At 63.1% G+C, this 14,457-nt stretch carries 8 protein-coding genes and 1 riboswitch; of the genes, 2 read left to right on the forward strand and 6 right to left on the reverse strand.

Annotation, left to right across the window (positions count from 1 at the left end):
- Window positions 1–44: 44 nt before the first annotated feature.
- Together M2267_RS14750 and M2267_RS14755 are read right to left on the reverse strand one after the other, a co-directional pair.
- Window positions 45–3,500 (reverse strand): AAA family ATPase, encoded by a 3,456-nt coding sequence (locus tag M2267_RS14750; protein ID WP_429115156.1) that lies wholly within the window; start codon window positions 3,498–3,500, stop codon window positions 45–47.
- On the reverse strand, window positions 3,500–4,777 hold the full coding sequence (locus tag M2267_RS14755; RefSeq protein WP_429115157.1) for a metallophosphoesterase family protein: 1,278 nt from the start codon (window positions 4,775–4,777) through the stop codon (window positions 3,500–3,502). Before M2267_RS14755 ends, M2267_RS14750 begins: the two co-directional genes overlap by 1 nt.
- 379 nt (window positions 4,778–5,156) lie before the next feature.
- On the opposite strand from M2267_RS14755, the gene M2267_RS14760 reads away from it, so the two are divergent.
- Together M2267_RS14760 and M2267_RS14765 are read left to right on the forward strand one after the other, a co-directional pair.
- Window positions 5,157–6,995: a HAMP domain-containing methyl-accepting chemotaxis protein gene (locus tag M2267_RS14760; RefSeq protein ID WP_429115158.1), complete on the forward strand. Its 1,839-nt coding sequence runs from the start codon at window positions 5,157–5,159 to the stop codon at window positions 6,993–6,995.
- A 228-nt stretch (window positions 6,996–7,223) separates the two neighbouring features.
- Window positions 7,224–7,700, forward strand: a complete 477-nt coding sequence (locus M2267_RS14765) for a MarR family winged helix-turn-helix transcriptional regulator (protein ID WP_043611481.1) — start codon at window positions 7,224–7,226, stop codon at window positions 7,698–7,700.
- Between the two features lie 94 nt (window positions 7,701–7,794).
- Here the strand turns inward: M2267_RS14765 and M2267_RS14770 are convergent, their stop codons facing one another.
- The 4 genes from M2267_RS14770 to lon form a co-directional block, all read right to left on the reverse strand.
- Window positions 7,795–10,002 (reverse strand): esterase-like activity of phytase family protein, encoded by a 2,208-nt coding sequence (locus tag M2267_RS14770; RefSeq protein ID WP_429115159.1) that lies wholly within the window; start codon window positions 10,000–10,002, stop codon window positions 7,795–7,797.
- Window positions 10,003–10,069: 67 nt separating this feature from the next.
- Window positions 10,070–10,984, reverse strand: a complete 915-nt coding sequence (locus tag M2267_RS14775; RefSeq protein ID WP_429115160.1) for a DMT family transporter — start codon at window positions 10,982–10,984, stop codon at window positions 10,070–10,072.
- An 87-nt stretch (window positions 10,985–11,071) separates the two neighbouring features.
- A riboswitch (FMN riboswitch) is annotated at window positions 11,072–11,254 on the reverse strand.
- A gap of 123 nt (window positions 11,255–11,377) precedes the next feature.
- Entirely contained in the window at window positions 11,378–11,653 is a 276-nt protein-coding gene (gene hupB / locus M2267_RS14780; RefSeq protein ID WP_034803616.1) for a DNA-binding protein HupB, read from the reverse strand.
- A gap of 220 nt (window positions 11,654–11,873) precedes the next feature.
- Window positions 11,874–14,294 carry an endopeptidase La gene (gene lon, locus M2267_RS14785; protein WP_043611479.1) on the reverse strand — a complete coding sequence of 807 codons (2,421 nt, stop codon included), beginning with the start codon at window positions 14,292–14,294 and terminating at the stop codon, window positions 11,874–11,876.
- Window positions 14,295–14,457 lie beyond the last annotated feature (163 nt).

Below are 14,457 nucleotides of genomic sequence, written 5' to 3' on the forward strand. Positions count from 1 at the left end.
AGAAATGCGCTACGGCCAACGGCCCGACCTCATCCGCGAGCCTATCATAACCTGTGAATCGTCACAGTCGGACAGGCCTCACGGGCGATCTCGCAAAGATGTTCGTGGTGCGTCAGATAGATCACCTGGCCGACACGCGCCATTTCGGCCATCTGCTCGAAGGCGCGGCCTGCGCGCCCGTCGTCAAAGGTCTCCATAATGTCGTCGGCGATGAAGGGCAGCGATTCGCGGGTGGCGGCGATTTCGTGATAGCCGGCGATCCTGAGTGCCAGATAGAGCTGAAAGCGCGTGCCCTTGGAAAGGTCCTTTGCAAGCTTCGATCCGCCGCCAGCGGCGTTGGCGATCAGAAACTCCTGCCCCTTGTCAGATTGTGCCGACAGGCCGGAATATTCGCCACCGCTGATGCGGCTGAAGGTTTCCGACGCACGGCGCATCATGGCGCTGCGATGCTTCTCGCGGAAAAGTCGAAGTGCAGTCTCGGCCGCGATAACGCCGGCCCGAAGCCGCAGGTAGGCAAGCGCCTTGCTTTCGATCTCGAGCAGCAGCGTCCGCCGTTTTTGGTCGAGCTCGGCGACCGTGTCGCCGCCTTCGACAGCTGAGAGCGCCTTTTCCTTCTCCCGCATGTCCGTGTGCAATTCGCTGACGTCGCGGTCGGCTTCCTCGAGCGCCCCGTCGAGCCGCACCAATTCCAGCCGCACGGCCGCATCATCGAGTTCGGAGAGTAGCGCCTCGGCCTCAGCGCATTCGGCAACGCCAAGGCGCTGCGCGAGATCCGCTTCCGATTCGACGATGCGCTGGCGTAGCCGTTGTTGTTCTCGGGCGGCTTCAAGAAACTGACCTGCCTCGTCGAGCGTCTCACAATCGAAAAATTCAAGGACAAGCCGTGTGCGCCCGACAAGAAATTCCTGCTCCGACCTCACACCACGCCGTTCATCCTCAAGGCGGGCGAGTTCCAATACAAAAGTCGCTCTGCGATCGGAAAGCCGCTGCGCCTCCGCTGCGCGCGCCTTGAGCGCCATGTAGGTCACGAGCGTATCGTCCACGCTTGGCTCTCCGGCGAGCTCGGCAATGACACTCTGGAAGGCAAGCTGGTCCTTGCGCATGCCGGCGATGCGATATTCGAGGTCGGCCTGACGCTGCGTAAGCTTGTCGAGTTCCTGCAGGATCGCAAGCATAGGGCCGACCTGAGCCGGCACGAGCGGTTCGTCGCGCGCGCCCAGCCAGTTCCTCGAGAGAAGCGCCGCCCATTGCTCCTGCCAGTCGGTCATCTCGCCCTCCGCAAGAGCAAGGGCCGATTGCCGGGCCTCAAGGACCATTTTGGCGCGCTTTGCCATGTCGCGGGCCGCACCGAGGCTACCGGCGAGCGCCTGTGCCTGCGATACCGCCTGTTCGGCAATCAGCAGAAGGCCGTCGAGCCGTTCCGGCAGGCGTCCCGTCATGTCGATTGCCAGGAGTTCGTCGCGTAGCCCAGCGATTGCCTCGCCCTCTTCGGCATGGGCGCGATCGATCTCCATTTGCGCGGAGCGCAATTGTGCCCGTAATTCGAGTGCCCCATGGCGGACCACCAACCAGGTCTCCAGTTGCGGCAGGCTCGTGCCGCTCGGTAAGCCACAGTCAGCGACACCTGATGCCAGCAGCTCCGCCTGCATGGCCGCATCCGTCCGAGCTTGCCTCTCCTGCTCACGCAAGACGTCTACTCGCGCCCGTCGTTCGGCAATCGACAGCGCCAGGCCGCGCATGTCGGCAAGCCTGCTCGTCTCGGAGAGGCGCATCGCCGTGGCTTCGTCGTCCTCGGCCATGACGCGTTCGAAGGCTGCTGCCGTCTCAACGACAAGCCGGGCCGTGTGCGCGCGCCAAGCCTCGTCACGGCGGCGACGCAATGCTGCGGCCGAACCGTCGTCCAGGGCGCTGCCGGTCGCAGAAATCCCGGCAAGCCGCGCCTCGTCGCCTGCAAGCAGCTCCCGCTCGCCGGCCATGCGGTCGGCGAGACGTTCTTGACGCTCCTGCTGGGCCGCCATCAACCTGCGCCACCCATCCAGTGTCGCGGGTGCCGGAACACCGAGTGCGTGCAGATCGTCGACGCTTCCGGCAAATGGCTTCAGCAGCACGAGCTTGTCAGCAAGTTCCGCAGCCAGCCGAGCCTTCGACGCCTCGGCCACCTGCCTGCGCACGACACAATCCCTGCGTCGCGCGTGTGAGACCTGCGCGGCAAGAGCGGAGACGTCCACTGCCCCCTGCTCCTCGAGCGTCGCCAGCTTGTGCTCGGCATCCCGGCTTGATTCGACGGTGATCTGCAGTTCCTGTCGAGCCGAGGCCAGGCGCTCGACGAGCGCAGAGTGCCGGCGGGCAAGATCCTGAAGGTCGGCTACCGTACCCGCCGGCAACAGAAGAGCTGCGGGGTCGCGGTCAGCGGGCTCGCCAAGCCGCAGCAGGCAGCCAAGTATTTCTGCCTCAGCCCTTGCCAGATCGTCCTGCCTGGATGGCATATCCCGCGCCGCAGTCACATAGCGCGCATCGAGAGCGGTCTCCTGAAGGGCTGCAAGGCGCTCCATCAGGAGAAGATCCGCCTTGTCCACCTGCACCGCTTCCAGCGCATCGCGGCGATGCTGCGTTTCACTGCTGTTCTGCTGCAGCCTGATCGCAATCTCCGTCTCCTGACGCTGGAGCACCGGCAGCTCGCTCACCCAAGCCGCGGGCGGTACAGGCAACGGCGGAGCACTCGCCAGCTCCGCACGAAGCGTCTGCAGCCGGCCGAAATACGGCAGCGCCTCGATCTCGGCTTTATGGCGCGCGCGCGCCAGTCTCAGCTCGGTGCGACGCGTGTTCGCCTCGTCGTGACGTTCGCGTGCCTGCGTCAGCGTCTTGCGCAGGGCTGCATACTCCCGCGCATTGATATCGAGTGCATTGCGTTCGGTCCTGAGCGCGTCCAGTTCGGCCTTCAGCTCCGCAAGTTGATGCTTGCGTGCCTGCGGCCGGTAGAAGGCGTCGGCCCTCGCTCGCAGGGCTGAAAGAATGGCGGCACTGTCCGGCAAGCCGGAGCTTGCGGAAAACAAGAGCGACCCGAGTTCGCCCTCGCTTTTCAGGATCGCCTCGCCCCCATTCTCGATGCTCTCGTCGTCCAGCGAGAACATCATCTGGTAGGTGTCGCGATCGATCGCGCCGAGCGCTCCGGAAAACAGGTTGTCGGGCAAGGGCTGCTCGTCAAGGCCGACCAGCGAGTTCGTCTTTCGCTTGATCCGGAAGACGCGATCGCTGCGGCCAGCCGCTTCGATCGTGCCGCCCACGCGCATCGTCTGGTATGGGTGCAGGAAGCCGTAGGGGCTCGAATGCTCGATGCCGAAGAGCAGGTCGAGGAAGGCTGAGAACAGGGTCGACTTTCCAGCCTCGTTCGGGCCGTAGACGATGTGGAGATCGGGCGTGCCGGGCACCCTGTCGCCGAAGTCGAGGCGGCGATCGGTGAACTTGCCGTAGCGGACGAGATCGAGCGCGCTGAGCCGCATCAGTGGCCACCCTCGCCGGCGCCGCCATGAAGATGGGCGAGCACCTCGGCGGTTCCCGACACGCCGGCTTCAAGCGCCAGCCGCGCGACCGCCTCTTCGTCCGGCGCCAGCGATTGGCGAAGCTCGGGCGGAAGCTGTTGCAAGACATCTTCCACGGCTGCCAGCACGTCCTGGCGAAACCCGTGCGCCGGCAGGACGTCCGTTTCGACGAGTGCGGCCAGCTCTTCGACGGGATCGAGCATGGTGCCCGGCTTTTCGGTCCGGGCATTACCACAGGTGAGCTCGACCTTCTCGATCCAACATCCGGCGATGCCAGCGGCGATGTTGTCGATCTCCGCCCGCAGCAGGTCGGCGTCGCGGCGAAGGCGCCAGGCCAAGGGCGTCGCGCCAGCGAGCGCCAAGCGCAGGATGACGTTCTCCGCCGCAGTTTCACCACAGATGCGCGACAGCGCCTGCCTGACGGCATCGAGCATATCGCGCCATTCCGTGATGCCCGTCAGATCGACACGAAGGCGTTCAAAGCTGGCAATGCCGATCGCCCGCTCGGCAACACTGAGGCGGCCATCCTCGTCGACCGTGACGAGCGACACGCTCTTCACGCCGACCTCGTTGATGTCGCGGCCCTGCGGCATGCCCGGCATGACGATGAAGGGCTCTGCCGCATGGACCTGCCGCTGATGGATATGGCCGAGCGCCCAGTAATCGAAACCATGGGCAACGAGATCGGCGACGCTGCAGGGGGCATAGAGATCATGACCGGCGGCGCCGGCGAGGCTCGTGTGCAGCATGCCGATGTTCACCGCGCCGGGCACCGGCGGCTGGAAGGCCGGAAGCAGGCTTTCGGGCGCATGCGGGCTGGCGAAGCTTACCCCGTGCACATAGACGTCACGACCGCTTGCCAGTGTCTTGGCGACCACCGCCTTTGCCCTGCCCTTGAAGACGTGGGCCGATGGCGGCAGGGTCAGCTCGTTGGTGACCTGTGACTGGGCGTCGTGATTGCCGCGGATGATGAAGACGCGGATGCCGTGTTCGTCGAGCCTGCGCAGCTCCCGGCCGAGAAAAAGAGCCGTGTTCATCGACGTCTGGCTGCCGTCATAGAGGTCGCCGGCAATCAGCAAGGCATCGGCCTCTTCGGCGATGCAAAGATCGACGATCTTGACCAGGGCCTGCCGTGACGCCCCGCGCACGATCTCTGCGAGATCGGCGTTTCTAAGAGCGAGGCTGCGGAGGGGCGAATCGAGATGCAGGTCTGCGGTATGGACGAAACGGAAGGGCATGGCCGACCATGGCCGCCCCGCCATCGCCCGTCAATCAGCCGTCATGCGTCATCCACTTGCCAGATGCGCAGCCCGCCGGAAAGCATATTTCGGACGCCTGAAGTAAAGGCAACGCTAATACAGATGCGACCGGCGGCAATAGTTAACATCGTCCGCTCCAGACATCGCGGCGCTACCTGCAAATATCAGATTATACTCACTTTAATCGATTAGGGCTTTTGTAACATCTTGTTCGATAGGTTTGCCCCGGCTGCGTTTCACGCGCGGCCAGGCACCGGAATGATTCCTGCTTCGGCTATCCGCTCCGTCATGACGATCAAGAGCCGGAATGACTTAATTCAAGTACAGTTTTACGGACGGCCGTCCTTCCGGGGGTACCATGTCACGGCTCAAGATTTCCCACACGCTTATTGCCCTTTTCCTCGTGGTTGCCGTTATCGTCTCGGCACTTGCCGTTTCATCGCTCGGCGGTATCAAGATGATGAACGAGCGCAACAACGAGATCGCCACCACCTGGCTGCCGCGCGTCTCGCTTTCCCGCGCGCTCGAAACGCAGCTTTCCGATACCCGCATGGCGTTCGCCCGCCATCTGATTTCCCTGACCCCGTTTGAAAAGAAGGCGGCGGAGAAGGTCATCGGCGAGACCGTCGCAGGCTTCAACAAGCTCGCCGACGAATATTCGAGCCTGATGGTCACCGATGCCGACAAGGCGGGGCTCGACAATGTCCGGACCGCCTACCAGGCCTATCTCTCGGTCGCCGAAGGCATGGTCAAGCTCTCCAACAACCTCGAGAACATGAAGGCGCAGAGCGTCTTTAAGGTCGAGATGCGCGAGACGGAAGGTAAGGTCGACGAAGCGATCAAGGAAATGCGCGCGCTGAACCTCGCGGGTGCAGATGCCGCCGTAGCCGCAAGCTCGGCGACGCATGACCAGATCCGCATGATCGAGATCGGCGTCATCGCCCTTGCCGCCGTCATCGTGCTCGGCGCCATCCTCTATGCCGTGCGCGGCATTGCCCGCCCGATCCAGATCATCACCCGATCGATGGCGCGCCTCGCCGAAGGCGACACCGACAGCAGCATCCCCTATGGCGCCCGCAAGGACGAAATCGGCGAGATGGCCCGTGCCGTCGAGGTCTTCCGCCAGGCGGCGATCACCAATCAGCATCTCGAAGCCGACGCCCAGACGCAGCGCGCCAAGGCGGAAGCCGAGCGCCTGCGCGTGACGGAAGAAGCGGAAGCAGCGGCCCAGCGCCGCCTCCAGGAAGCAACAGCCGGTCTTGCCACCGGCCTGCGCCGCCTCGCCTCGGGCGATCTCGCCTTCCAGCTCAACGAACCCTTCTCGCCCGATTTCGAGCAGTTGCGTCACGACCTCAACCAGGCCGTCGCCCAGCTCGCCGACACGCTTGCCGCCGTCTCGTCAGCCTCGGGCAGCATCGACAGCGGTGCCCGCGAAGTCAGCCAGAGCGCCGACGACCTGTCGCGACGGACGGAGCAGCAGGCGGCCTCGCTGGAAGAGACCGCAGCCGCGCTCGACCAGATCACCGTCAATGTCGGCAATTCGTCGAAGCGCACCCACGAGGCCCGCACCGTTGCCGGTCAGGCCAACGAAAGCGCCCGCAAGTCCGGCGCGATCGTCTCGGGTGCGGTCGACGCCATGGGCCGCATCGAGCATTCGTCGAGCCAGATCTCCAACATCATCGGCGTGATCGACGAGATCGCTTTCCAGACCAACCTGCTGGCTCTCAACGCCGGCGTCGAAGCTGCCCGCGCCGGTGATGCCGGCAAGGGCTTCGCCGTCGTCGCCCAGGAAGTGCGCGAGCTTGCCCAGCGCTCGGCCAACGCGGCCAAGGAGATCAAGGACCTGATCCGCAACTCCGCCGTCGAAGTCGAAAGCGGTGTCCGGCTCGTTCGCGAAACCGGCGAAGCTTTGCGCACGATCGAAGGCTTCATCGTCACGATCAACCAGCACATGGACGCGATCGCCGTCTCGGCGCAGGAACAGTCCGCCGGGCTTTCCGAAGTCAACACGGCCGTCAACCAGATGGACCAGGTCACCCAGCAGAACGCGGCAATGGTCGAGGAAGCCAACGCGGCAAGCGCCCAGCTTGCGCAGGAAGCCGGCCGCCTGCGCGAGCTGATCGCACGCTTCACGCTCGCCGAGGCCGGTGGTCACGGTTACGCCCAGTCGACCGGCGCATCGCGTTGGGCCGCCTGATCGCGACCCGAGGCGACGCGCAAGTCGTGTGACGCGCAAACGGTCGCCGATCGCGAGAATTTCTTGCCGAACAAAGTGAAACGGCCGCCAGAAATGGCGGCCGTTTCTTTGTGGGCGACGGAGTTACCGTGAAACGCCGGAGGTTTGTGTCGACAAATGCGGCAATTATAACTATCACTAATGTTACTGCCATTTCACATGGCACCTCATGAAATTCCAGCGACGATCATGAAGAAGACATTCGAAGTATCCGATAGACTGTTCGAGCTTTACCACCGGGTTCACCGGCTGGTGAACGAATCGATGACCGAGGAAGGCGTGTCGCTGGCGCGCAGCAAGTTCCTCTTCTTCCTCAGCAAGCTCGGCCCCTGTCGCTCGACCGACATCGCCTGTGCGCTGAACTTCGCGCCGCGCACGGTCACCGAAGCGATCGACGGCCTGGAGCGTGACCGCCTGGTCATGCGCAAGCCCGATCCCGAGGACCGGCGCGCCAAGATCGTCTCGATCACCGAAACCGGCCGCATCGTTCTGGAAGCCGCCGAACATCCCCGCAAACAGCTGCTCGAGGAAATCTTCTCCGCACTCGACGATGAAGAACTCGACGCGCTCTATGACATCGTCGGCAAGCTGGTCGACCGGACGGACGAGATCCGCAAGCGCAAGGATGAGGCCGAAGAGGCGGCGCAGGTCGCGATCGCCCGCTAGGCGCAGGCCGCCTTTCGCAAATCACCAGTGCCGAAACAGAAAGAGGCCGGGACATCATGTCCCGGCCTCTCCCGTTTTCTCCGGGCGGTAACGCTTACATCGCGTTGATGGCGCCAATGGAGAAGAACAGGGTTTCGCCGGAGGAGTCGTCGACGCCGTCATTGTCGGTGACGACATAGCCGTTGCCAGCGGCATCGACGGTGAAGCCTTCGACCTTGTCGACGACGTAGCCGTTCAGCGCCTTCAGTTCCGGAATGAGGTCACGAACCTCTTCCTTCTTGACGACAGGCAGTTCACCGCCAAGGGCAGCCGGCTTCAGTTCCGACAGCGCAACGCGATAGATCTTCTTGAGCTTGGCAGCCTGGCCGATCAGGTTGTCGCGCTCGATGATGTAGGCGTAGTCGCCGTGAACGGAGATTTCCGACAGGCCAACCCAGCCGTCACCGGCCTTTTCCAGCGGGTAGCGCACCGCGCCCCATTCTTCGCTCTTCGGGTTGTAGGAGACGAGCTTGACGAAGCCCTTTTCGTCATCCTTCCACTCGCGCTGAACAGCCATCCACAGCGTCTGCTCGTCGCCTTCGCCGACAACGGTGATGCCCTCGAAGCCGAAGCGGGTTTCGCCGGCGCGCAGCGCTTCCGGCAGGGCGATTTCCTTCTTGATCTCGCCCTTCTTGTTCACGTGGAAGATCGCGTGGCTGTAGAGCTTGTCGGAGTTGCCTTCCGACGCGAGCCAGAAGCCCCCTTCCCCGTCATTGGCGATGCCTTCGATGTCGAGCTTCTGGGCCGGCGCACCGTCGCGGGTGATGGCGAGCGCTTCGGTGATCAGTGCCGGCTTCTGGGTCGCGTCGATGGTGAAGATCGTCGGCTGCGACGAATAGACCGAATCATTGACGGCGCGCAGGAAGCCGGGCTTGTCGGCGACGGCAACGAGACCGGAGAGCGCACCGAAGCCGATCGGCAGGCCGTCCTTCTCGGCGGAGCGGATCTGCGGATAGGCTGCTTCGCCCTCAGCACGCTCATAGATCATGACGTGCGAGCGTGCGCCGCCATCCTCGACGAGATCGACTTCGTTTGCGGTCGCAAAGAGATTGCGCGACGGGATCGCGACGGCGCCTTCCGGCGAAATGCCCGACGGCAGAAGCTGCAGCAGTTCGGGCTCGGCGCCCGTGTCCTTGTAGACGCCGACGATCGAAGCGCGCTCGGCCAGCACGAAGAACAGGTTGTCGTCGCCGAACTTCGCCGCTTCCAGGCCCTCGGGCTCGACGCCCTTGGCCGAAGAGCGCTTCTCGGGATAGTGGCCGATCGCGGCGACTGCATGCTCGAAGCTGGCGCCCGCCTCATAGAGAACCTTGCCGGTCGTGTCGAAGATGGTGAAGCCACGCGCGCCGCCTTCATAGTCGCCTTCGTTGGCAACGACGATGCGGTTGTCGTCAAGCCACTTCACCGCATCGGGCTCGCGCTTGCGGCCCGGCTGCTCGTCCTTGAAGGCAATCGCGCCGTTGCGCTTGGTGTCGATGTTCTTGAGGTCGACAGTGCCGGCAGAGAAATGCGTCTTCACCGTTCCCGTCTTGCCGTCGATGATGACGATGTGGTTGTTCTCCTGCAGCGTCAGGGCGATCTCGTCCTTGCCGTTGAAGGAAACGAATTCCGGCTCCGGATCTTCACCGGCGATTTCAGCAAGACCGGTCAGCGTCACGCGCTTCAGCGAACCGCAATCGGCAACACCATCCTTCAGCGACAGGATAACGAGGTCGCCGGCCGGCATCTGCGGGATCTTGCCATCGTTCAGCTCTTCATCGCGCTCGTTTTCGATCGCAATGGCAGCTAGCGTGCGGTCCTTGTTGACGGCGATCGAATCCGGCTGGCCGCCGAGATCACAGGTCGCATCGACTTTCTTCGACGCCAGGTCGACAATCGCCAGAAGCCCCGACGGCTTGACGAAGCTCTCGCGCGTGTTGACCGCGACGAGTGCCTTTGCACCGGCGATGGTGACCGAAGTCGGCTCGCCGTCAAAGGAAACCGTGCCGGCTGCCTTGGGCGCCTTGGCATCGGTGATGTCGATCAGGCCGACGCGCTTGCCCGGGCTGTCGGAATAGACGAGCAGATTGCCGTCTTCGCTGGCCGTGATGATTTCGGCGGATGTCGGCGCCTTGCGCGCATCGCCTTGCGGCAGGTTATCGGCAACAGCAAAGGATGCAATGCGGTTGAAGACGGGCTCGGCCGCCGCAGGAAATGCTGCGGAGGCAAGAAGAACGGCCGCGAGCGCGGTCACGCGCGAAGTGATGGTCATGAAATCCCCCATGTGCGAACACTGAAAACATGGGGGTTCTGCGCGATGCCGATGACAGCCGAATGACAACGCTCGGGTTTTACACCGTTCCGGTTGCGGGAGCGGTGCGCTCGCGCCGCATCTCGTTGCGCATGATGAACAGCGAAGCGCCAAGGATCAGCACCGCGCCGACCCAAAGATACCCCGTCGGCGCGTAACCGAAGACCAGCCAGCCGGCAAAGACGTTGAGCGGCAGCTTCAGGTCGTCGAAGGGCTGCACATAGGCGGCGTCGGCAACCGTATAGGCAAGCGTCAGCAGATATTGGGCGACGACGGTGAGGATCCCGGCGAGCAGCAGGAAGCCGAGCGCTGCGCCATCGGGCACGGTGAAACCGGCCGAAAGCGCGATGGCGCCGTTGATCGGCGTCAGAAGCACGAGCAGCCAGACCGTGATCGTTTCGGGGCGCTCAAGACTGGTGAGGCTCTTGGTGATGAGCGACGAAGCCCCCCACAAAAGCGCCGACAGGATCGGCAGAAGGGCGGCCCAGCTGAAACTGTCCGACCAGGGTTCGAGAATGATCATCGCCCCGGCGAAGCCAACCGCGGTTGCCGCCCAGCGCGCCGCGCCGACACGTTCGCCGAGAAACAGGCGGGCGCCGAGGATGATGAAGAACGGCGAGGTCATGACCAGCGCGATCGCCTGCCAGATCGGCACGTGCGCTAGCCCCGAGACCCAGGCCCCGACCCCGAAGGCGGCCAGCACCACGCGCACGACGTGGCGCCAGGGATAGTCGGTGCGCATGGCCGACAGCCCCGCGCGTCGCAGAAACGGCAGCGAGAAGAGGAAGGCGAAGGCATATTGCCAGAACGCCATGGCGGTGGCCGGGAAACCGAGCTTCATCGTCAGCCATTGGGTGACGACATTGAGGCCGGCAAAGGCGATCCCGGCCAGAACCATGAAGCCGGCTCCGGCCATGGCGCGCAAGGAGGAAAAACCGAGGGAAGTCTGATTCATGTCATGCACCCTGAAAGCGGACCAAACACAAATCAGGACGCATGAGCGCACGACACGACGCCGGGCATCCCTGCCCTTCGTGCCGGCGACCATTCTCTTTCATCCGGACTATGACCGTCGGCTCCGGAGTTGCACCGGATCTGCTGACCCTCCCCCAAAAAATCGAGGAGAGGCGCTCGCGGGCTTGGGCCATCTTCGTGCGCCTTCAAGACGCCGCGCTCTCATGCCCTTACCGCCGGTGGGGACTTTCACCCCGCCCTGAGAATGGGCAAGCCCTAGAGCAAATGGCGGGTACCCGCAAGGGCTGCCCCAAAATGCGAAAGGGTCCGGCTTGCGCCGAACCCTCGAATACCTGGACTGCCGGCCTCGTGTCCGGCCGCCAAGCAAATCTCATCAGCCGTTGACGGCATCCTTCAGGCCCTTGCCGGCCGTGAACTTCGGCACGTTGCGTGCCGGGATGTCAACTTCCGCACCCGTGGACGGGTTACGACCCTTCGAGGCTTCGCGGCGCGAAACCGAGAAGTTGCCGAAGCCGACCAGGCGAATGTCGCCGCCGTTCTTCAGCTCAGCCTGGATGGTCTCGAAAACTGCATCAACTGCAGAAGATGCGTCGGTCTTGGAAAGTCCGGCCTTCTCAGCAACGGCAGACACGAGCTCATTTTTGTTCATGTTTCCACCCCTTTCAGATTGGTTCGAAACGACTGTGTTTTAAGGCGCGGCGGCTTGCGCTTCGCCCGCGTCTTGCCTTTCCCAATTGCGCCTAATCCCTTGGAATGCAAGGCTTGCAGGGCGCTTTTACAACAAAAAAGACCGGCCAATGGCCGGTCTTCCCAATTTTTCTGCAAAATGAGCGCCGCGCGAGCCGGCGGCGCCCTTTTTCGAGCACCCGTTAGTGGGCGATCGAAGAGCCTGCTTCGTCCTGCGAATCAACCGGTGCAACGGTTGCCGGCTCGTTTGCCGGGTCCCATTCGATCGGTTCCGGCATGCGCACCAGAGCGTGTTCGAGCACTTCGCCCATCCGCGAAACCGGGATGATTTCGAGCGCGTTCTTCACGTTGTCCGGGATCTCGGCGAGATCCTTGGCGTTCTCTTCCGGGATCAGCACCTTCTTGATGCCACCCCGAAGCGCTGCCAGGAGCTTCTCCTTCAGACCGCCGATCGGCAGCACGCGGCCCCGCAGCGTGATCTCGCCGGTCATGGCGACATCCTTGGAGATCGGGATACCGGTCATGATCGACACGATCGTGGTTGCCATCGCGACACCGGCCGACGGACCATCCTTCGGCGTCGCACCTTCCGGCACGTGCACGTGGATGTCACGCTTGTCGAACAGCGGCGGCTCGATTCCGAAGTCGATCGCGCGCGAGCGGACATAGGACGCCGCTGCCGAAATCGATTCCTTCATCACGTCGCGCAGGTTGCCGGTGACGGTCATGCGGCCCTTGCCGGGCATCATGACGCCTTCGATCGTCAGCAGCTCGCCGCCGACCTCGGTCCATGCGAGACCGGTGACAACACCGATCTGGTCGTCACGTTCGGCTTCGCCGTGGCGGAAGCGCGGAACGCCCAGATAGTCGTTGATGTTGGCAGCCGTCACTTCGACCTTCTTGGCCTTGCCCTTGATGATCTCGGTCACGGCCTTGCGGGCGAGCTTCATCAGCTCGCGCTCGAAGTTACGCACACCGGCTTCGCGGGTGTAGGTCTGGATGACCGCCATCAGCGCGCCGTCGGTGACCGAAAACTCCTTCGGCTGCAGCGCGTGGTCGCGGATCGCCTTCGGCAGCAGGTGCCGCTTGGCGATTTCCAGCTTTTCCTCTTCGGTGTAGCCGGCGATGCGGATCACTTCCATGCGGTCCATCAACGGCGCCGGGATATTCAGCGTGTTGGCGGTGGTGATGAACATCACGTTGGACAGGTCGTATTCGACTTCCAGGTAGTGGTCCATGAAGGTCGAGTTCTGTTCCGGATCCAGCACCTCGAGCAGCGCCGACGACGGATCGCCGCGGAAGTCCTGGCCCATCTTGTCGATTTCGTCGAGCAGGAACAGCGGGTTGGACCGCTTCGCCTTCTTCATCGACTGGACGACCTTGCCCGGCATGGAGCCGATATAGGTGCGGCGGTGGCCACGGATTTCGGCTTCGTCACGAACGCCGCCGAGTGCCATGCGCACGTATTCGCGGCCGGTCGCCTTGGCGATCGACTTGGCGAGCGAGGTCTTGCCGACGCCCGGAGGGCCGACGAGGCACAGGATCGGGCCCTTGATCTTGGTCGAACGGGCCTGCACGGCGAGATACTCGACGATGCGTTCCTTGACCTTGTCGAGGCCGAAGTGATCGACGTTGAGCACTTCCTCGGCATGGTTCAGGTCGGTCTTGATCTTCGACTTCTTGCCCCAGGGCAGACCGAGCAGCCAATCCAGGTAGTTGCGAACGACGGTGGCTTCCGCCGACATCGGGCTCATCTGGCGCAGCTTCTTCAGCTCCGCGTCAGCCTTTTCGCGCGCTTCCTTGGAAAGCTTGGTCTTGGCGATACGCTCTTCGATCTCGGCCATCTCGTCGCGGCCGTCTTCGCCGTCGCCGAGTTCCTTCTGGATCGCCTTCATCTGTTCGTTGAGGTAGTATTCGCGCTGGGTCTTCTCCATCTGGCGCTTGACGCGCGAGCGGATGCGCTTTTCCACCTGCAGGACGGAGATCTCGCCTTCCATGAAGCCGAGCGCCTTTTCCAGGCGCATCTTCACGCTGGTGGTCTCCAGCATTTCCTGCTTTTCGACGATCTTGATCGAAAGGTGCGAAGCCACCGTGTCGGCCAGCTTCGAATAGTCCTCGATCTGGCTGGCAACACCGACGACCTCGGGGGAGATCTTCTTGTTGAGCTTCACGTAGCTTTCGAACTCGGAGACGACCGAGCGGCTGAGCGCCTCGATCTCGACCGGGTCTTCCTCCGGCTCGCTCAGCGTGTGCGCGGCAGCTTCGTAGAATTCTTCGCGCGGCGTGTAGCCGTCGATCTTGGCGCGCGCGCGGCCTTCGACCAGCACCTTGACGGTGCCGTCGGGCAGCTTCAGCAGTTGCAGGACGTTGGCGATGGTGCCGACTTCGTAGATCGCGGACGGTTCCGGATCGTCGTCGGTGGCGTTGATCTGGGTGGCAAGCATGATCTGCTTGTCGGTGCCCATGACTTCCTCAAGCGCACGGATCGACTTTTCGCGGCCGACGAAAAGCGGCACGATCATGTGCGGGAAGACTACGATGTCGCGGAGCGGCAGGACCGGGTAGGTCGCGCTTTCAGTCGCCGGTGACGTTTTGTTCGTCATGTCATTTCCTTTCCGTCCCGATTTCGGGCCCGTTTCCGGGAGCCCTACAGGCACTCCCGGCTGTCATATTTTCCACATGAAAGTGGAGTGCAACCGCGTCCATTTCAAGGCTCGACGCAGACATCCACAAACTGTGGCCGGGTCCCTCTGACTACGCATCAAT

The organism is Ensifer sp. KUDG1, from assembly GCF_050434285.1.
Taxonomy (GTDB): domain Bacteria; phylum Pseudomonadota; class Alphaproteobacteria; order Rhizobiales; family Rhizobiaceae; genus Ensifer.